Source organism: Escherichia sp. F1, assembly GCF_046764225.1.
GTDB classification, from domain to species: Bacteria; Pseudomonadota; Gammaproteobacteria; order Enterobacterales; family Enterobacteriaceae; genus Escherichia; species Escherichia coli.
Window position 1 is genome coordinate 2,419,094 of the sequence record NZ_CP177202.1, and the last position, 20,908, is coordinate 2,440,001.

General features: G+C 45.6%; 12 protein-coding genes and 1 pseudogene. 12 read left to right on the plus strand and 1 reads right to left on the minus strand.

What is annotated here, in order from left to right; all coding sequences use genetic code 11:
* Window positions 1-147: 147 nt before the first annotated feature.
* The 4 genes from safA to ACK8NJ_RS11705 all read left to right on the plus strand — a co-directional run bounded on the left by safA (window position 148) and on the right by ACK8NJ_RS11705 (window position 4,474).
* A complete protein-coding gene (gene safA / locus ACK8NJ_RS11690; RefSeq protein ID WP_000543389.1) occupies window positions 148-345 on the plus strand; it encodes a two-component system connector SafA in 198 nt (65 codons plus the stop codon).
* Window positions 346-419: 74 nt separating this feature from the next.
* Window positions 420-1,181 carry an acid stress response transcriptional regulator YdeO gene (ydeO, locus tag ACK8NJ_RS11695; protein ID WP_001556574.1) on the plus strand — a complete coding sequence of 254 codons (762 nt, stop codon included), beginning with the start codon at window positions 420-422 and terminating at the stop codon, window positions 1,179-1,181.
* A 401-nt stretch (window positions 1,182-1,582) separates the two neighbouring features.
* Window positions 1,583-3,265, plus strand: a complete 1,683-nt coding sequence (locus ACK8NJ_RS11700) for a sulfatase-like hydrolase/transferase (protein WP_080030145.1) — start codon at window positions 1,583-1,585, stop codon at window positions 3,263-3,265.
* A 51-nt stretch (window positions 3,266-3,316) separates the two neighbouring features.
* Window positions 3,317-4,474 (plus strand): anaerobic sulfatase maturase, encoded by a 1,158-nt coding sequence (locus ACK8NJ_RS11705; protein ID WP_062875693.1) that lies wholly within the window; start codon window positions 3,317-3,319, stop codon window positions 4,472-4,474.
* Here the strand turns inward: ACK8NJ_RS11705 and ACK8NJ_RS11710 are convergent.
* Entirely contained in the window at window positions 4,440-4,562 is a 123-nt protein-coding gene (locus ACK8NJ_RS11710; protein ID WP_123008810.1) for a hypothetical protein, read from the minus strand. The genes ACK8NJ_RS11705 and ACK8NJ_RS11710 overlap by 35 nt on opposite strands.
* A gap of 202 nt (window positions 4,563-4,764) precedes the next feature.
* On the opposite strand from ACK8NJ_RS11710, the gene ACK8NJ_RS11715 reads away from it, so the two are divergent.
* The 8 genes and pseudogenes from ACK8NJ_RS11715 (at window position 4,765) to dosP (ending at window position 20,784) form a co-directional block, all read left to right on the plus strand.
* Window positions 4,765-6,450, plus strand: a complete 1,686-nt coding sequence (locus ACK8NJ_RS11715; RefSeq protein WP_137554775.1) for an ABC transporter ATP-binding protein/permease — start codon at window positions 4,765-4,767, stop codon at window positions 6,448-6,450.
* A 37-nt stretch (window positions 6,451-6,487) separates the two neighbouring features.
* Window positions 6,488-8,859, plus strand: a pseudogene (locus tag ACK8NJ_RS11720) (TonB-dependent receptor plug domain-containing protein).
* Window positions 8,860-8,915: 56 nt separating this feature from the next.
* Window positions 8,916-11,699 carry a M16 family metallopeptidase gene (locus tag ACK8NJ_RS11725; RefSeq protein ID WP_411962490.1) on the plus strand — a complete coding sequence of 928 codons (2,784 nt, stop codon included), beginning with the start codon at window positions 8,916-8,918 and terminating at the stop codon, window positions 11,697-11,699.
* Between the two features lie 361 nt (window positions 11,700-12,060).
* Window positions 12,061-13,461, plus strand: coding sequence for a glutamate decarboxylase (locus ACK8NJ_RS11730; RefSeq protein ID WP_000358718.1), 1,401 nt, complete (start codon window positions 12,061-12,063; stop codon window positions 13,459-13,461).
* 155 nt (window positions 13,462-13,616) lie between these two features.
* Window positions 13,617-15,152, plus strand: a complete 1,536-nt coding sequence (gene gadC, locus ACK8NJ_RS11735; protein WP_000246026.1) for an acid resistance gamma-aminobutyrate antiporter GadC — start codon at window positions 13,617-13,619, stop codon at window positions 15,150-15,152.
* A gap of 130 nt (window positions 15,153-15,282) precedes the next feature.
* Window positions 15,283-16,602: a family 10 glycosylhydrolase gene (locus ACK8NJ_RS11740; RefSeq protein ID WP_000350347.1), complete on the plus strand. Its 1,320-nt coding sequence runs from the start codon at window positions 15,283-15,285 to the stop codon at window positions 16,600-16,602.
* 375 nt (window positions 16,603-16,977) lie between these two features.
* On the plus strand, window positions 16,978-18,360 hold the full coding sequence (dosC, locus tag ACK8NJ_RS11745; protein WP_000426277.1) for a diguanylate cyclase DosC: 1,383 nt from the start codon (window positions 16,978-16,980) through the stop codon (window positions 18,358-18,360).
* A 24-nt stretch (window positions 18,361-18,384) separates the two neighbouring features.
* The gene (gene dosP / locus ACK8NJ_RS11750; protein ID WP_001559139.1) at window positions 18,385-20,784 is read left to right on the plus strand and encodes an oxygen-sensing cyclic-di-GMP phosphodiesterase DosP; all 2,400 of its coding nucleotides are present in this window, start codon (window positions 18,385-18,387) and stop codon (window positions 20,782-20,784) included.
* The last annotated feature ends 124 nt before the right edge of the window (window positions 20,785-20,908 follow it).

Sequence of the window (20,908 nt, forward strand, 5' to 3'; positions counted from 1 at the left end):
TTATAAGATATATACCTCCGCCTACAGCTGTAAGAAACTCCGCTCAGTACTGAAGCGCCAGTCCTATTTCCTCTATTCTCCAGCCTGTTATATTAAGCATACTGATTAACGATTTTTAACGTTATCCGCTAAATAAACATATTTGAAATGCATGCGACCACAGTGAAAAACAAAATCACGCAAAGAGACAACTATAAAGAAATCATGTCTGTAATTGTGGTTGTCTTATTACTGACACTTACGTTGATAGCCATTTTTTCGGCAATTGATCAGCTGGGTATTTCAGAAATGGGTCGCATTGCAAGGGATCTTACACATTTCATTATCAATAGTTTGCAAGACTGAAAATAAACAGCAAATTATAAATATGAAATGTTAAAAAAGTATCGATAAAAACTTTATTGTTTTAAGGAGATAAAATGTCGCTCGTTTGTTCTGTTATATTTATTCATCATGCCTTCAACGCTAACATTTTAGATAAAGATTACGCCTTCTCTGACGGCGAGATCCTGATGGTAGATAACGCTGTTCGTACGCATTTTGAACCTTATGAGCGGCATTTCAAAGAAATCGGATTTAATGAAAATACCATTAAAAAATATCTACAATGCACTAACATCCAGACAGTGACGGTGCCTGTTCCTGCGAAGTTTTTACGTGCTTCAAATGTACCGACTGGATTGCTTAATGAAATGATTGCTTATCTCAACTCGGAAGAACGCAATCATCATAATTTTTCAGAACTTTTGCTTTTTTCTTGCCTGTCTATTTTTGCCGCATGCAAAGGTTTCATTACACTATTAACTAACGGTGTGCTATCCGTTTCCGGGAAAGTGAGAAATATTGTCAACATGAAGCTGGCGCACCCATGGAAGCTGAAAGATATTTGTGACTGCCTGTACATCAGTGAAAGCCTGTTGAAGAAAAAACTTAAGCAAGAGCAAACGACATTCTCACAGATTCTTTTAGATGCCAGAATGCAGCACGCAAAAAATTTGATACGCGTAGAAGGTTCAGTCAATAAAATTGCCGAACAATGTGGTTATGCGAGTACATCTTATTTTATTTATGCGTTCCGCAAACATTTTGGCAACAGTCCAAAGAGAGTTTCTAAGGAGTACCGTTGTCAAAGGCACACGGGTATGAATACGGGCAACACGATGAATGCTTTAGCTATTTGATTATTTGCTAACGAGTAGTCAACCACACACGCTACGTAAGAATTAAATGGGGCAGCTATTCCCTGCCCCGCGTTGTTTTTAGGCGATATATTTATTGAAATAAATAAGTGACATTCATCACATATTTATGCATTTGCATAACCTGTTGCATGATTATTTATGATCTCAATTCGGAATTTTGTCAGTAAAACACAATAATTCATTAAATATCAATAGATTAGTTGTTTATCTGCGAGAAATTACTTAGTAGAATAGAAAGTAATGTCAACAGTTTATGGACTGTTATTTCTCTTTTTTTAGCTAAATCTGCTATCTCTTTATGTGACTAACTTCACTTACATCCACTTATTTCTCTTCGTAAAATTACTTTGGAATTAAGTACAATAAGAAGAGGAACATTTATGAAGTCTGCATTAAAGAAAAGTGTCGTAAGTACCTCGATATCTTTGATACTGGCATCTGGTATGGCTGCATTTGCTGCTCATGCGGCAGATGATGTAAAGCTGAAAGCAACCAAAACAAACGTCGCTTTCTCAGACTTTACGCCGACTGAATACAGTACCAAAGGAAAGCCAAATATTATCGTACTGACCATGGATGATCTTGGTTATGGACAACTTCCTTTTGATAAGGGATCTTTTGACCCAAAAACAATGGAAAATCGTGAAGTTGTCGATACCTACAAAATAGGGATAGATAAAGCCATTGAAGCTGCGCAAAAATCAACGCCGACGCTCCTTTCATTAATGGATGAAGGCGTACGTTTTACTAACGGCTATGTGGCGCACGGTGTTTCCGGCCCCTCCCGTGCCGCAATAATGACCGGTCGAGCGCCCGCCCGCTTTGGTGTCTATTCCAATACCGATGCTCAGGATGGTATTCCGCTAACAGAAACTTTCTTGCCTGAATTATTCCAGAATCATGGTTATTACACTGCAGCAGTAGGTAAATGGCACTTGTCAAAAATCAGTAATGTGCCAGTACCAGAAGATAAACAAACGCGTGACTATCATGACAACTTCACCACATTTTCTGCGGAAGAATGGCAACCTCAAAACCGTGGCTTTGATTACTTTATGGGATTCCACGCTGCAGGAACGGCATATTACAACTCCCCTTCACTGTTCAAAAACCGTGAACGCGTCCCCGCAAAAGGTTATATCAGCGATCAGTTAACCGATGAGGCAATTGGCGTTGTTGATCGTGCCAAAACACTTGACCAGCCTTTTATGCTTTACCTGGCTTATAATGCTCCGCACCTGCCAAATGATAATCCTGCACCGGAGCAATATCAGAAGCAATTTAATACTGGTAGTCAAACAGCAGATAACTACTACGCTTCCGTTTATTCTGTTGATCAGGGTGTAAAACGCATTCTCGAACAACTGAAGAAAAACGGACAGTATGACAATACTATTATTCTCTTTACCTCCGATAATGGTGCGGTTATCGATGGTCCTCTGCCGCTGAACGGGGCGCAAAAAGGCTATAAGAGTCAGACCTATCCTGGCGGTACTCACACCCCAATGTTTATGTGGTGGAAAGGAAAACTTCAACCCGGTAATTATGACAAGCTGATTTCCGCAATGGATTTCTACCCGACAGCTCTTGATGCAGCCGATATCAGCATTCCAAAAGACCTTAAGCTGGATGGCGTTTCCTTGCTGCCGTGGTTGCAAGATAAGAAACAAGGCGAGCCACATAAAAATCTGACCTGGATAACCTCTTATTCTCACTGGTTTGACGAGGAAAATATTCCATTCTGGGATAATTACCACAAATTTGTCCGCCATCAGTCAGACGATTACCCGCATAACCCCAATACCGAGGACTTAAGCCAATTCTCTTATACGGTGAGAAATAACGATTATTCGCTTGTCTATACAGTAGAAAACAATCAGTTAGGTCTATACAAACTGACGGATCTACAGCAAAAAGATAACATTGCCGCCGCCAATCCGCAGGTCGTTAAAGAGATGCAAGGCGTGGTAAGAGAGTTTATCGACAGCAGCCAGCCACCGCTTAGCGAGGTAAATCAGGAGAAGTTTAACAATATCAAGAAAGCACTAAGCGAAGCGAAATAACTAAACCTTCATGCGGCGGATTTTTCCGCCGCCTTATTGAGCGAGATAGCGATGCACGTTACAGCCAAGCCCTCCAGTTTTCAATGTAATCTCAAATGTGATTACTGTTTTTACCTTGAAAAAGAGTCGCAGTTTACTCATGAAAAATGGATGGATGACAGCACTCTGAAAGAGTTCATCAAACAATATATCGCAGCGTCTGGCAATCAGGTCTATTTTACGTGGCAAGGCGGTGAACCCACTCTGGCTGGTCTGGATTTTTTCCGTAAAGTTATTCACTATCAACAACGCTATGCAGGCCAAAAACGTATTTTTAATGCATTACAAACGAATGGCATTTTATTGAATAATGAATGGTGTGCCTTTCTCAAAGAACATGAGTTTCTGGTTGGTATCTCGATCGATGGACCCCAGGAGCTACATGACCGTTACAGACGCAGTAATTCAGGTAACGGTACTTTTGCAAAAGTGATAGCAGCCATCGAGCGTCTGAAATCATTTCAAGTAGAGTTTAATACGTTAACCGTCATTAATAACGTTAATGTCCATTACCCTCTTGAGGTTTATCATTTTTTAAAATCTATCGGTAGTAAACATATGCAATTTATCGAATTGCTCGAAACCGGGACGCCGAATATTGATTTCAGTGGTCATAGTGAGAACACATTCCGTATCATTGATTTTTCTGTGCCTCCTACGGCTTATGGCAAGTTTATGTCGACCATTTTTATGCAATGGGTTAAAAACGATGTGGGTGAAATTTTCATCCGTCAGTTTGAAAGCTTTGTCAGCCGTTTTTTGGGGAATGGGCATACCAGTTGTATTTTCCAGGAGTCCTGCAAGGATAATCTGGTTGTTGAAAGTAATGGAGACATTTACGAATGCGACCATTTTGTCTATCCACAGTACAAAATTGGAAACATTAATAAATCTGAACTCAAAACGATGAACAGTGTTCAACTGACAGCGCAAAAAAAACGGATTTCAGCGAAATGTCAGCAATGTGCATATAAACCTATCTGCAATGGCGGTTGCCCTAAGCATCGTATTACTAAAGTAAACAATGAGACTGTTTCCTATTTTTGCGAAGGTTATAAAATCCTTTTTTCAACCATGGTGCCTTATATGAACGCCATGGTGGAGTTAGCTAAGAACAGAGTACCGCTTTACCACATTATGGATGTTGCAAGACAAATGGAGAATAATTAATAACGCTCCCTCTTAGCTCCAGTCTTAGCCTCCTTCTTATGACCTTAACAAGGCACCCGACATAAATTCCTGTCGGGTGTTTCGTCATCATCATCTTCCCTTGCGAAAATCCTGGCTTACGTGGTATGCGTCAGGGCATTAGCAATATCCTTGATTATCAATAGCATAACCATAACCACTGAAAATGAAATATTCCTTTATATTTCATATTGTTAAATGATACTTAAATAAATTTCATCAGTAAATCATTGCCATAGATAATCATTGGATGGCACAATCAATTTACGCTAATGATAACCATTCCCATTACGTTTCGTATGTTGATAGCAAAGTATCTCTGTCTGCTGAAGCCCTTTTGGCTGCGTAAGAATAATAAAACTTCAGTGCTGTTAATCATTATTATCCTCGCCATGATCCTTGGCGTTGTTAAAATTCAGGTCTGGTTAAACGACTGGAATAATGATTTTTTCAATGCGCTAAGCCAGAAAGAAACCGATAAGCTTTGGCAGCTTGTTCTTTGGTTCCCTGCCCTGCTGGGGATCTTTGTATTAATATCCGTAAACAAAACATGGTTAATTAAACTACTGACTATTCGCTGGCGCGAATGGTTAACAGATTACTACCTTAATCGCTGGTTTGCAGATAAAAACTACTACTTCACGCAGATCTACGGTGAGCATAAAAATACAGATAACCCTGACCAACGTATCGCTGAAGACATTCTCTTACTGATCAGCAAAACGCTCAGTCTTTCATTTGGCTTCATTCAGTCACTTAGCATGCTGATCACCTTTACCGTTATTCTTTGGCAAAGCGCGGGTACGCTCTCATTCACTGTTGGTGGAACAGAATGGAATATCCAGGGGTATATGGTCTATACCGTCGTGCTCATTGTGATCGGTGGAACTTTATTTACTCATAAGGTTGGTAAACGTATTCGTCCGCTTAATGTGGAAAAACAACGTAGCGAAGCGACATTTCGAACTAATCTTGTGCAGCATAATAAGCAGGCAGAACTGATTGCGCTAAGCAATGCTGAGTCTCTACAACGCCAGGAGTTGAGCGACAATTTTCATACCATTAAAGAGAACTGGCATCGTTTAATGAATCGTCAGCGGTGGCTTGATTACTGGCAGAATATTTATTCGCGCTCGCTTAGCGTTCTTCCCTACTTTCTGTTATTGCCACAGTTTATTAGCGGACAGATCAATCTGGGCGGACTGATGAAATCGCGCCAGGCATTTATGCTGGTATCGAACAATTTAAGCTGGTTTATTTATAAATATGACGAACTTGCTGAACTGGCTGCGGTTATCGATCGTTTGTATGAGTTCCATCAACTCACCGAACAGCGCCCTACGAATAAGCCTAAAAATTGCCAACATGCGGTACAAGTGGCTGACGCGAGTATTCGTACTCCTGATAATAAGATCATATTAGAGAACCTGAACTTTCATGTTTCGCCAGGCAAATGGCTATTACTGAAAGGTTACTCTGGTGCGGGAAAAACCACACTGCTTAAAACATTATCCCACTGCTGGCCGTGGTTCAAAGGTGATATTTCTTCTCCTGCTGACAGTTGGTATGTGTCACAAACACCGTTAATCAAAACCGGCTTACTGAAAGAGATAATTTGTAAAGCACTTCCCCTGTCCGTAGACGATAAATCGTTGAGCGAAGTACTGCATCAGGTTGGTCTGGGGAAATTGGCTGCGCGTATTCATGACCACGATCGCTGGGGCGATATTCTTTCCAGCGGCGAAAAACAACGTATCGCGCTGGCACGATTAATTTTACGACGTCCGAAATGGATATTTCTTGACGAAACTACCTCTCATCTTGAGGAACAAGAGGCTATCCGCTTACTGCGTTTAGTGCGTGAAAAACTCCCCTCAAGCGGCGTCATTATGGTTACACATCAACCCGGTGTCTGGAACCTGGCCGATGATATTTGTGACATTAGCGCGGTTTTATAAAAACAATAAAAGCCCTGCTGTACGGAGATAAAAATAAATGAAGCGAGTTCTTATTCCTGGCGTCATTTTATGTGGCGCTGATGTGGCGCAGGCCGTCGATGACAAAAATATGTACAAGCATGTTTTTGAAGAGATGACGGTCTATGCTCCTGTCCCTGTACCCGTAAACGGCAACACGCATTACACCAGTGAAAGCATCGAGCGTTTACCGACCGGGAATGGCAATATCAGCGATCTGCTGAGAACCAACCTGCGGTACGCATGGATTCAACGCAAAGTACCTCATTGAACCAGGGAGATATTCGCCCGGAGAAAATCTCTATTCACGGTGCGTCGCCCTACCAGAATGCCTATTTGATTGACGGTATTAGTGCAACTAATAACCTGAACCCAGCGAATGAGTCCGATGCCAGTAGTGCAACCAATATTAGCGGGATGTCACAGGGCTATTATCTTGATGTCAGCTTACTGGACAATGTGACGCTTTATGACAGTTTTGTGCCGGTTGAATTTGGTCGCTTCAATGGCGGGGTAATTGATGCAAAGATCAAACGCTTCAACGCTGATGATAGCAGCGTGAAACTGGGTTACCGCACTACGCGTTCGGACTGGTTAACATCGCATATCGATGAGAATAACAAGAGCGCATTTAATCAAGGCTCTTCAGGAAGTACTTATTACTCCCCAGATTTTAAAAAGAACTTTTATACTTTGTCATTTAATCAGGAACTCGCTGATAACTTCGGCGTTACCGCCGGTTTATCGCGCCGCCAGTCTGATATCACCCGCGCGGATTATGTTTCGAATGACGGCATTGTCGCCGGTCGGGCACAGTATAAAAACGTTATCGATACCGCATTGAGCAAATTTACCTGGTTTGCCAGCGACCGCTTTACCCACGATTTTACCTTAAAATATACCGGCTCCAGTCGTGATTATAATACCAGCACCTTCCCGCAGTCTGATCGCGAAATGGGTAATAAATCCTACGGTCTGGCATGGGATATGGATACGCAGCTCGCATGGGCCAAACTACGTACTACCGTTGGTTGGGATCATATTAGTGATTATACCCGTCACGATCATGACATCTGGTACACCGAACTTTCATGTACATATGGTGATATTTCAGGGCGTTGCACCCGTGGCGGATTAGGACACATTTCCCAGGCTGTAGATAATTACACCTTCAAAACACGCCTGGACTGGCAAAAATTCGCCGTGGGTAATGTTTCGCATCAACCCTACTTCGGCGCGGAATACATCTATTCCGATGCTTGGACTGAACGCCATAACCAGTCTGAATCCTATGTGATTAATGCTGCAGGAAAGAAAACTAACCATACCATTTACCATAAAGGTAAAGGCAGTCTGGGAATTGACAACTACACGCTGTATATGGCGGATCGCATTAGCTGGCGGAATGTGTCGTTAATGCCCGGTGTGCGGTATGACTATGACAACTATCTGTCAAACCACAATATCTCCCCGCGATTTATGACGGAATGGGATATTTTTGCTGATCAAACCTCAATGATTACCGCAGGTTATAACCGTTACTATGGCGGGAATATTCTTGATATGGGATTACGTGATATCCGCAATAGCTGGACGGAATCGGTATCAGGCAATAAAACCCTGACGCGTTATCAGGATTTGAAAACGCCTTATAACGATGAACTGGCAATGGGGTTGCAGCAGAAAATCGGTAAGAACGTTATTGCGCGTGCAAACTATGTTTATCGTGAAGCGCATGATCAAATCAGTAAAAGCAGTCGTACCGACAGCGCGACTAAAACCACCATTACTGAATATAACAACGACGGCAAAACCAAAACGCATTCGTTCAACCTCAGTTTTGAACTGGCCGAACCCCTGCATATCAGCCAGGTAGATATTAACCCGCAAATTGTCTTTAGCTATATCAAGAGCAAGGGCAACTTGTCGTTAAACAATGGTTATGAGGAAAGCAATACCGGTGATAACCAGGTGGTTTATAACGGTAATCTGGTCTCTTACGATAGCGTTCCAGTGGCAGATTTTAATAACCCATTAAAGATCTCCTTAAACATGGATTTCACGCATCAACCGAGCGGGTTGGTGTGGGCGAATACGCTGGCCTGGCAAGAAGCGCGTAAAGCTCGCATTATCCTGGGTAAGACGAATGCGCAATACATCAGCGAATATTCAGATTACAAGCAGTATGTTGACGAAAAACTGGATAGCAGCCTGACCTGGGACACCCGCTTGTCCTGGACGCCACAATTTCTGAAACAACAAAACCTGACGATCAGTGCCGATATTCTCAATGTACTGGATAGCAAAACCGCGGTTGATACAACGAATACCGGTGTGGCGACCTACGCCAGTGGCCGTACTTTCTGGCTTGATGTCAGCATGAAATTTTAATAGTTCGGATTTTACTTAACCGGGTAAATTTGCCCGGTTTTCGCATGGAGATAATTATGAGAAACCTCTGTTTCTTACTGACGTTAGTGGCAACTCTGTTGCTCCCCGGGCGACTGATTGCCGCCGCCTTACCGCAGGATGAAAAGTTAATTACCGGGCAACTGGACAATGGCTTGCGATATATGATTTATCCGCATGCTCAACCAAAGGATCAGGTAAATTTATGGCTGCAAATTCATACCGGTTCATTGCAGGAAGAGGACAATGAGCGCGGCGTGGCTCATTTTGTAGAACATATGATGTTTAACGGCACAAAAACATGGCCGGGTAATAAAGTCATCGAAACATTTGAGTCAATGGGCCTGCGTTTTGGTCGCGATGTTAATGCCTATACCAGCTATGACGAAACGGTGTATCAGGTGAGTTTGCCGACTACGCAGAAACAAAATCTGCAACAAGTGATGGCAATCTTCAGTGAATGGGGTAATGCCGCAACCTTTGATAAACTCGAAGTAGACGCTGAACGCGGCGTAATTACTGAGGAATGGCGTGCCCATCAGGATGCGAAATGGCGCACCTCTCAGGCGCGCCGCCCTTTCCTGCTGGCAAATACCCGTAATTTAGAGCGTGAACCTATCGGCCTGATGGATACTGTCGCCACGGTCACACCGGCACAATTGCGCCAATTTTATCAACGCTGGTATCAACCAAATAATATGACCTTTATCGTGGTCGGCGATATTGACAGTAAAGAAGCGCTGGCGCTGATTAAGGATAATTTAAGTAAGCTTCCGGCTAACAAAGCAGCTGAAAATCGCGTCTGGCCGACAAAAGCCGAAAACCACCTGCGCTTTAATATCATTAATGATAAAGAAAACCGGGTGAACGGCATCGCACTCTATTATCGCCTGCCAATGGTGCAAGTGAGCGATGAGCAAAGCTTTATCGAACAAGCTGAATGGAGCATGTTGGTTCAGCTGTTCAATCAGCGTCTGCAGGAACGCATACAGTCGGGCGAGTTGAAGACTATTTCTGGCGGCACTGCGCGCAGCGTTAAAATTGCACCCGATTATCAGTCGCTGTTTTTCCGTGTAAATGCACGAGACGATAATATGCAGGATGCTGCGAATGCATTAATGGCAGAGTTGGCAACTATTGATCAGCATGGTTTTTCTGCTGAAGAACTCGATGATGTCAAATCTACCCGCCTCACCTGGCTCAAAAATGCGGTTGATCAGCAAGCTGAACGTGATTTACGTATGCTGACCAGTCGCCTGGCATCCAGCTCATTAAATAATACGCCGTTCTTGTCGCCGGAAGAGACATATCAACTTTCGAAACGTCTGTGGCAGCAAATTACCGTGCAAAGTCTGGCGGAAAAATGGCAGCAGTTAAGAAAGAACCAGGATGCATTTTGGGAGCAAATGGTAAACAATGAGGTTGCTGCCAAAAAAGCATTGTCTCCTGCGGCTATCCTGGCGCTGGAAAAAGAGTACGCCAACAAAAAGCTGGCGGCTTACATCTTCCCAGGCAGAAATTTATCGTTAACAGTAGACGCTGACCCACAGGCGGAAATTAGCAGCAAAGAAACGCTGGCTGAGAATCTGACATCATTAACACTTTCCAATGGTGCCAGGGTTATTCTGGCAAAATCCGCGGGTGAAGAGCAAAAGCTACAAATTACTGCCGTATCGAATAAAGGCGATTTAAGTTTCCCTGCGCAGCAAAAATCACTTATCGCGCTGGCAAATAAAGCAGTAAGCGGAAGCGGCGTTGGTGAACTCTCCTCTTCCAGCCTGAAACGCTGGAGTGCGGAAAACTCGGTAACCATGAGCAGTAAAGTCAGTGGCATGAATACGTTGCTCTCCGTTAGCGCGCGGACTAATAACCCTGAACCTGGTTTCCAGTTAATTAACCAGCGAATCATCCACAGCACGATTAACGATAATATTTGGGCATCGCTACAAAATGCTCAAATTCAGGCGTTGAAAACGCTCGACCAGCGTCCAGCGGAGAAATTCGCCCAGCAGATGTATGAGACGCGCTATGCTGATGACCGCACGAAATTACTGCAAGAAAATCAGATTGCACAGTTTACTGCCGCAGATGCGCTGGCTGCCGATCGCCAGTTGTTTTCATCTCCAGCGGATATCACGTTTGTCATTGTCGGTAATGTCGCAGAAGACAAACTCGTGGCGTTAATTACGCGTTACTTAGGATCAATCAAACACTCTGATTCGCCATTAGCCGCAGGTAAACCATTAACTCGCGCGACGGACAACGCATCGGTTACTGTAAAAGAACAAAATGAACCTGTGGCACAGGTTTCACAGTGGAAGCGTTATGATTCCCGGACACCGGTTAACCTGGCGACGCGTATGGCGCTCGATGCTTTTAACGTCGCACTGGCAAAAGATCTACGCATTAATATTCGTGAACAGGCCTCTGGGGCATACAGCGTTTCTTCTCGCCTCTCGGTTGATCCTCAGGCCAAAGATATCAGTCATTTGCTGGCTTTTACTTGTCAACCGGAACGACATGATGAACTGTTAACGTTAGCGAATGAAGTGATGGTTAAACGTCTGGCTAAAGGGATCAGTGAGCAAGAACTGAACGAATACCAGCAAAACGTTCAGCGCAGCCTCGATATCCAACAGCGTAGCGTTCAACAATTAGCGAACACCATTGTAAATAGTCTTATTCAATATGACGATCCTGCAGCATGGACTGAGCAGGAGCAATTATTGAAACAAATGACGGTAGAGAATGTTAACACTGCCGTTAAACAATATCTTTCTCATCCGGTGAATACCTATACCGGAGTATTATTGCCAAAATAATAACAGCCCCGTCAACACATCGTTGGCGGGGATTTTATCAATATTCGCTATTTTTATGTAATAATTTTATAAATGCGTTCAAAATAATAACCAAGTACTAATAGTGATATTTTAAGGTCTGATTTTTACGTGATAATTCAGGAGGCGTAGAAAGTGCATAAAAATAACAACACAAAACACCTTGCTACCACCCAATAATTCAATAATGTATTGATTTTCAATGAAAAAATATTATTCGCATAATATCTCACGATAAATAACATTAGGATTTTGTTATTTAAACACGAGTCCTTTGCACTTGCTTACTTTATCGATAAATCCTACTTTTTTAATGCGATCCAATCATTTTAAGGAGTTTAAAATGGATAAGAAGCTAGTAACGGATTTAAGGTCGGAACTACTCGATTCACGTTTTGGTGCGAAGTCTATTTCCACTATCGCAGAATCAAAACGTTTTCCGCTGCACGAAATGCGCGACGATGTCGCATTTCAGATTATCAATGACGAATTATATCTTGATGGCAACGCTCGTCAGAACCTGGCCACTTTCTGCCAGACCTGGGACGACGAAAATGTCCACAAGTTGATGGATTTATCCATTAACAAAAACTGGATCGACAAAGAAGAATATCCGCAATCTGCAGCCATCGACCTGCGTTGCGTAAACATGGTTGCCGATCTGTGGCATGCGCCTGCGCCGAAAAATGGTCAGGCCGTTGGCACCAACACCATTGGTTCTTCCGAGGCCTGTATGCTCGGCGGGATGGCGATGAAATGGCGTTGGCGCAAGCGTATGGAAGCTGCAGGCAAACCAACGGATAAACCAAACCTGGTGTGCGGTCCGGTGCAAATCTGCTGGCATAAATTCGCCCGCTACTGGGATGTGGAGCTGCGTGAGATCCCTATGCGCCCCGGTCAGTTGTTTATGGACCCGAAACGCATGATTGAAGCCTGCGACGAAAACACCATCGGCGTGGTGCCGACTTTCGGCGTGACCTACACCGGTAACTATGAGTTCCCGCAACCGCTGCACGATGCGCTGGATAAATTCCAGGCCGACACCGGTATCGACATCGACATGCACATCGACGCCGCCAGCGGTGGCTTCCTGGCACCGTTCGTCGCCCCGGATATCGTCTGGGACTTCCGCCTGCCGCGTGTGAAATCGATCAGTGCTTCAGGCCATAAATTCGGTCTGGCTCCGCTGGGCTGCGGCTGGGTTATCTGGCGTGATGAAGAAGCGCTGCCGCAGGAACTGGTGTTCAACGTTGACTACCTCGGTGGTCAGATTGGTACTTTCGCCATCAACTTCTCCCGCCCGGCGGGTCAGGTGATTGCACAGTACTATGAATTCCTGCGCCTTGGCCGTGAAGGCTATACCAAAGTACAGAACGCTTCCTACCAGGTTGCTGCCTATCTGGCGGATGAAATCGCCAAACTGGGGCCGTATGAGTTCATCTGTACCGGTCGCCCGGACGAAGGCATCCCGGCGGTTTGCTTCAAACTGAAAGATGGTGAAGACCCGGGATACACCCTGTATGACCTCTCTGAACGTCTGCGTCTGCGCGGCTGGCAGGTTCCGGCCTTCACTCTCGGCGGTGAAGCCACTGACATCGTGGTGATGCGCATTATGTGTCGTCGCGGCTTCGAAATGGACTTTGCTGAACTGTTGCTGGAAGACTACAAAGCCTCCCTGAAATATCTCAGCGATCACCCGAAACTGCAGGGTATTGCCCAGCAGAACAGCTTTAAACATACCTGATAACGTTTAACGGTAACGGTGTCCCGAAACACACCCGTTTCGGGACAATTTCCAAAGTCTGTTCACTGGCATTAGCAACGGAAAATATTGTTCTGAATACGCTTCAGAACAAAACAGGTGCGGTTCCGACAGGAATACCGTTTTAGGGGGATAATATGGCTACATCAGTACAGACAGGTAAAGCTAAGCAGCTCACATTACTCGGATTCTTTGCCATAACGGCATCGATGGTAATGGCTGTTTATGAATACCCTACCTTCGCAACATCGGGCTTTTCATTAGTCTTCTTCCTGCTATTAGGCGGGATTTTATGGTTTATTCCCGTGGGACTTTGTGCTGCGGAAATGGCCACCGTCGACGGCTGGGAAGAAGGTGGTGTCTTCGCCTGGGTATCAAATACTCTGGGGCCGAGATGGGGATTTGCAGCGATCTCATTTGGCTATCTGCAAATCGCCATTGGTTTTATTCCGATGCTCTATTTCGTGTTAGGGGCACTCTCCTACATCCTGAAATGGCCAGCGCTGAATGAAGACCCTATTACCAAAACTATTGCAGCACTCATCATTCTTTGGGCGCTGGCATTAACGCAGTTTGGTGGCACGAAATACACGGCGCGAATTGCTAAAGTTGGCTTCTTCGCCGGTATCCTGTTACCTGCATTTATTTTGATCGCATTAGCGGCTATTTATCTGCACTCCGGTGCCCCCGTTGCTATCGAAATGGATTCGAAGACCTTCTTCCCTGACTTCTCTAAAGTGGGCACCCTGGTTGTATTTGTTGCCTTCATTTTGAGTTATATGGGGGTAGAAGCATCTGCAACCCACGTCAATGAAATGAGCAATCCAGGGCGCGACTATCCACTGGCTATGTTACTGCTGATGGTGGCGGCAATCTGCTTAAGCTCTGTTGGCGGTTTGTCTATTGCGATGGTCATTCCGGGTAATGAAATCAACCTCTCCGCAGGTGTAATGCAAACCTTTACCGTTCTGATGTCCCATGTGGCACCGGAAATTGAGTGGACGGTTCGCGTGATCTCCGCACTGCTGTTGCTGGGGGTTCTGGCGGAAATCGCTTCCTGGATTGTTGGTCCTTCTCGCGGGATGTATGTCACAGCGCAGAAAAACCTGCTGCCAGCGGCATTCGCTAAAATGAACAAAAATGGCGTACCGGTAACGCTGGTCATTTCGCAGCTGGTGATTACTTCTATCGCGTTGATCATCCTCACCAATACCGGTGGCGGTAACAACATGTCCTTCCTGATCGCACTGGCGCTGACGGTGGTGATTTATCTGTGTGCTTATTTCATGCTGTTTATTGGCTACATTGTGTTGGTTCTTAAACATCCTGACTTAAAACGCACATTTAATATCCCTGGTGGTAAAGGGGTGAAACTGGTCGTGGCTGTTGTCGGTCTGCTGACTTCAATTATGGCGTTTATTGTTTCCTTCCTGCCGCCGGATAACATCCAGGGTGACTCTACCGATATGTATGTTGAATTACTGGTCGTGAGTTTCCTGGTGGTACTTGCCCTGCCCTTTATTCTCTATGCTGTTCATGATCGTAAAGGCAAAGGGAATACCGGCGTCACTCTGGAGCCAATCAACAGTCAGAACGCACCAAAAGGTCACTTCTTCCTGCACCCGCGTGCACGTTCACCACACTATATTGTGATGAATGACAAGAAACACTAACCATGTCTGAATGGTTATAAGATAAGGGAGCGATAATTCATCGCTCCCTTTTTCGTGCTTGCTGTCGTATTGACTTAACCGGGATAAGTACGAGAATGAGCGCACATCTGTTTACCGGAAACCAGCACATATGGATATCTGCTCCCGAAACGAGAAATTAGCGATTAGAAGACCAGCGATACTGGTTGCACTGGCACTTTTACTGTGTAGTTGTAAAAGCACGCCTCCAGAGTCCATGGTGACACCACCAGCGGGTTCAAAGCCACCAGCCACGACGCAACAATCGTCACAACCGATGCGTGGCATCTGGCTGGCCACGGTGTCTCGCCTCGACTGGCCACCGGTTTCCTCGGTTAACATTAGTAACCCCACCAGCCGGGCCCGTGTACAACAACAGGCGATGATCGACAAACTGGATCATCTGCAACGTCTCGGCATAAACACGGTCTTTTTCCAGGTCAAGCCAGACGGTACCGCCCTGTGGCCATCGAAAATTTTGCCGTGGTCCGATCTTATGACCGGTAAGATTGGTGAAAATCCGGGTTACGATCCGCTGCAATTCATGCTCGACGAAGCCCACAAGCGTGGGATGAAAGTACACGCATGGTTTAACCCCTATCGCGTATCGGTTAATACGAAGCCCGGTACTATCAGGGAACTGAATAGCACTCTGGCTCAACAACCAGCGAGCGTTTATGTGCAACACCGCGACTGGATCAGAACGTCCGGCGATCGCTTTGTCCTCGACCCGGGCATCCCTGAAGTTCAGGACTGGATCACATCAATAGTCGCGGAAGTGGTTTCCCGCTATCCGGTAGATGGCGTGCAGTTTGACGACTATTTCTATACTGAGTCACCGGGTTCACGGCTAAATGATAACGAAACGTACCGCAAATACGGAGGCGCATTTGCGTCAAAAGCAGACTGGCGGCGCAACAATACTCAGCAGTTAATTGCGAAGGTATCGCACACCATTAAAAGCATTAAGCCGGAAGTCGAATTTGGCGTTAGCCCGGCAGGCGTGTGGCGTAACCGATCACACGATCCGCTCGGTTCCGATACCCGAGGCGCGGCAGCCTATGACGAATCCTACGCTGACACCCGTCGATGGGTGGAACAAGGATTGCTGGATTACATTGCTCCCCAAATTTACTGGCCGTTCTCACGGAGTGCCGCACGTTATGACGTTTTGGCAAAATGGTGGGCGGATGTCGTTAAACCGACCAGGACCCGCCTGTATATCGGTATCGCCTTCTATAAAGTGGGTGAACCTTCAAAGATAGAGCCAGACTGGATGATTAACGGCGGCGTGCCGGAACTGAAAAAGCAGCTCGATCTTAACGATGCCGTGCCAGAAATTAGCGGCACAATCTTGTTCCGTGAGGACTATCTGAATAAGCCACAGACTCAACAAGCGGTCAGCTATCTGCAAAGTCGTTGGGGCAGTTAAACTCCCATTCTTACTTTGTAACAAGCCGGTGCTTTCCCCCCGGCTTGTTACCCTCTTGAAATATCCCACTAGTAATCATGCTTACTTAAGTCAAATTAACTACGCAATTAACCACACTTAGTTAAACAGTCATAAATCCCCTAATAAAAATGTATGAATATGAAAAAACATACGATATTCGCTGTCACCGAAAAATAATTACGATGGGCTATACTCTTCTGAAGAACAGTAGCGTAGATTGAAACTGTCCTAAGTCGCTTATTTGTTTTCAGTATATCTTCATATTTCAGGAGAATATGGTGCAGTTAGTCGATCTCGCACGTTGCGTTTCGTTTTGATTCCGTCTGCTTTCCCAGCCTTATAAGGGTGTGAATTATGGAGATGTATTTTAAAAGAATGAAAGATGAGTGGACCGGGCTTGTCGAACAAGCAGATCCGCTCATTCGTGCTAAAGCCGCGGAAATTGCCGTTGCGCATGCCCATTATCTGAGTATTGAGTTTTACCGAATTGTCCGTATCGACCCGCATGCCGAAGAATTCTTGAGTAATGAACAAGTTGAGCGGCAGTTGAAAAGTGCGATGGAACGCTGGATTATTAACGTGCTTTCTGCCCAGGTTGACGATGTCGAAAGGCTAATACAAATCCAGCATACCGTTGCGGAAGTGCATGCCCGCATAGGAATTCCGGTAGAAATTGTCGAGATGGGGTTTCGGGTGCTGAAAAAAATCCTCTATCCAGTCATCTTCTCTTCGGATTATTCCGCCGCAGAAAAACTCCAGGTCTACCATTTCTCTATTAACAGTATTGATATCGCTATGGAAGTGATGACCCGCGCGTTTACCTTTAGTGACAGTAGTGCCTCAAAGGAAGATGAAAACTATCGTATCTTCTCGTTACTGGAAAACGCCGAAGAAGAAAAAGAACGGCAAATAGCCTCAATACTTTCATGGGAAATAGATATTATCTATAAAGTCCTGCTGGATTCTGATTTAGGCAGTAGTTTGCCTTTAAGCCAGGCTGATTTTGGCCTGTGGTTTAACCATAAAGGTCGACATTATTTTAGCGGCATAGCCGAAGTGGGCCATATCTCCCGTCTGATTCAGGATTTCGACGGTATTTTCAATCAAACCATGCGTAATACCAGGAATTTGAATAACAGAAGTTTGCGGGTGAAATTTTTATTACAGATAAGAAATACCGTATCGCAAATTATTACCTTGCTGCGTGAATTGTTTGAAGAAGTATCGCGCCACGAAGTCGGTATGGATGTCCTGACGAAATTACTTAACCGCCGTTTCCTACCGACGATCTTCAAACGCGAAATTGCCCATGCCAACCGGACCGGTACACCGCTGTCAGTGCTGATTATTGACGTTGATAAATTCAAAGAGATCAACGATACGTGGGGCCATAACACTGGCGATGAAATTCTGCGTAAAGTCTCTCAGGCCTTTTATGACAACGTCCGCAGTAGTGATTATGTTTTCCGCTACGGGGGCGATGAATTTATCATTGTTTTGACTGAAGCTTCGGAAAACGAAACGTTACGTACCGCAGAACGTATTCGCAGTCGGGTGGAGAAAACCAAACTGAAAGCCGCAAACGGCGAAGATATTGCCCTCTCACTTTCCATCGGTGCCGCCATGTTTAATGGTCATCCTGACTATGAGCGCCTCATTCAAATAGCCGATGAAGCTCTGTATATCGCCAAAAGACGAGGTAGAAACCGTGTTGAACTCTGGAAAGCCAGTCTTTAGATGCGCCAGGATGCAGAGGTAATCATGAAGCTAACCGATGCGGATAATGCCGCCGATGGCATTTTTTTCCCCGCCCTTGAGCAAAATATGATGGGCGCGGTGTTAATTAACGAAAATGATGAAGTGATGTTTTTCAACCCCGCCGCAGAGAAGCTCTGGGGGTACAAACGTGAAGAAGTCATTGGCAATAACATTGATATGCTGATTCCGCGGGATTTGCGTCCCGCGCATCCTGAATACATCCGTCACAACCGTGAAGGCGGTAAAGCGCGCGTCGAGGGGATGAGTCGGGAGCTGCAGCTGGAGAAAAAAGACGGCAGTAAAATCTGGACCCGTTTTGCGCTATCGAAAGTGAGCGCCGAGGGGAAAGTTTATTACCTGGCGCTGGTACGGGATGCCAGCGTAGAAATGGCGCAAAAAGAACAGACCCGACAATTGATTATTGCCGTTGACCATCTCGACCGACCGGTGATTGTCCTCGATCCGGAACGCCATATTGTGCAGTGCAATCGCGCATTTACCGAAATGTTTGGTTACTGCATTAGCGAAGCCAGCGGTATGCAGCCCGATTCACTCCTTAACATTCCTGAATTCCCTGCCGATAACCGCATTCGTTTACAACAGTTGCTTTGGAAAACCGCCCGCGATCAGGACGAATTTCTGCTGTTGACGCGCACCGGTGAAAAAATCTGGATTAAAGCCTCTATCAGCCCGGTTTATGACGTGCTCGCGCATCTGCAGAACCTGGTAATGACTTTCTCGGATATCACCGAAGAACGGCAAATCCGCCAGCTTGAAGGCAATATTCTCGCCGCCATGTGCAGCAGCCCGCCATTTCATGAAATGGGGGAAATCATTTGTCGTAACATCGAATCTGTACTCAACGAATCGCATGTTTCGCTGTTCGCGCTGCGCAACGGGATGCCGATACACTGGGCGTCATCTTCGCACGGTACAGAAGTTCAAAATGCGCAAAGCTGGTCAGCGACCATTCGTCAGCGTGATGGCGCGCCGGCGGGGATCCTGCAAATTAAAACCTCGTCAGGAGCAGAAACCAGCGCCTTTATCGAACGCGTGGCAGATATCAGCCAGCATATGGCCGCGCTGGCGCTGGAACAGGAAAAAAGCCGTCAGCATATTGAACAACTCATCCAATTTGATCCGATGACCGGTCTGCCAAATCGCAATAACCTGCACAATTACCTCGATGACCTGGTCGACAAAGCCGTCTCTCCGGTGGTCTATCTCATCGGTGTTGACCATATTCAGGATGTGATTGATAGCCTTGGCTATGCGTGGGCCGATCAGGCATTGCTGGAAGTGGTCAATCGCTTTCGTGAAAAACTCAAACCGGATCAGTATCTCTGTCGTATCGAAGGTACGCAGTTTGTCCTCGTGAGCCTCGAAAACGACGTCAGTAACATTACCCAGATCGCCGATGAGCTACGGAATGTGGTCAGCAAGCCGATAATGATTGACGATAAACCATTCCCGCTTACCTTGAGTATTGGCATCAGCTACGACGTGGGTAAAAACCGCGATTACCTGCTCTCCACTGCTCACAATGCAATGGATTATATTCGCAAGAATGGCGGTAACGGCTGGCAGTTCTTCAGCCCGGCGATGAACGAAATGGTAAAAGAGCGTTTGGTTTTAGGCGCAGCGCTGAAAGAAGCAATTAGCAATAACCAACTGAAACTGGTTTACCAGCCACAAATCTTCGCAGAAACGGGTGAACTCTACGGCATCGAAGCCCTTGCTCGCTGGCACGATCCCCTGCATGGTCATGTGCCCCCTTCACGGTTTATTCCTCTCGCAGAAGAGATTGGTGAAATCGAAAATATTGGACGCTGGGTCATCGCGGAAGCTTGTCGTCAGTTAGCAGAATGGCGTAGCCAGAATATTCATATCCCGGCGCTTTCCGTTAACTTGTCGGCGCTGCACTTTCGCAGTAATCAACTGCCTAATCAGGTGTCTGATGCAATGCACGCCTGGGGTATTGACGGCCACCAGCTGACGGTGGAAATCACGGAAAGCATGATGATGGAACACGATACCGAAATCTTTAAGCGCATTCAGATCCTGCGCGATATGGGCGTGGGTTTATCGGTAGATGATTTTGGCACGGGCTTTTCCGGATTATCCCGCTTAGTCAGTCTTCCGGTAACGGAAATCAAAATTGACAAAAGTTTTGTCGATCGTTGTCTGACCGAAAAACGCATCCTTGCCTTACTTGAAGCCATTACCAGCATTGGGCAAAGCCTTAATTTAACCGTCGTGGCGGAAGGCGTCGAAACCAAAGAGCAATTTGAGATGCTACGCAAGATCCACTGTCGCGTTATTCAGGGATATTTCTTTTCCCGCCCCCTGCCCGCCGAAGAAATTCCAGGCTGGATGAGCAGTGTGTTACCGCTGAAAATCTGACAAATTCCTCTCGCCCGCACTCGCGGGTTTTCATTTAACGTGACACTGTCACTTAAATACTGTGATTTCAGCTACGATTCCGGGAGATTCCTTCCTTAACTTCCCCTCTTGCACCAAAACTGCA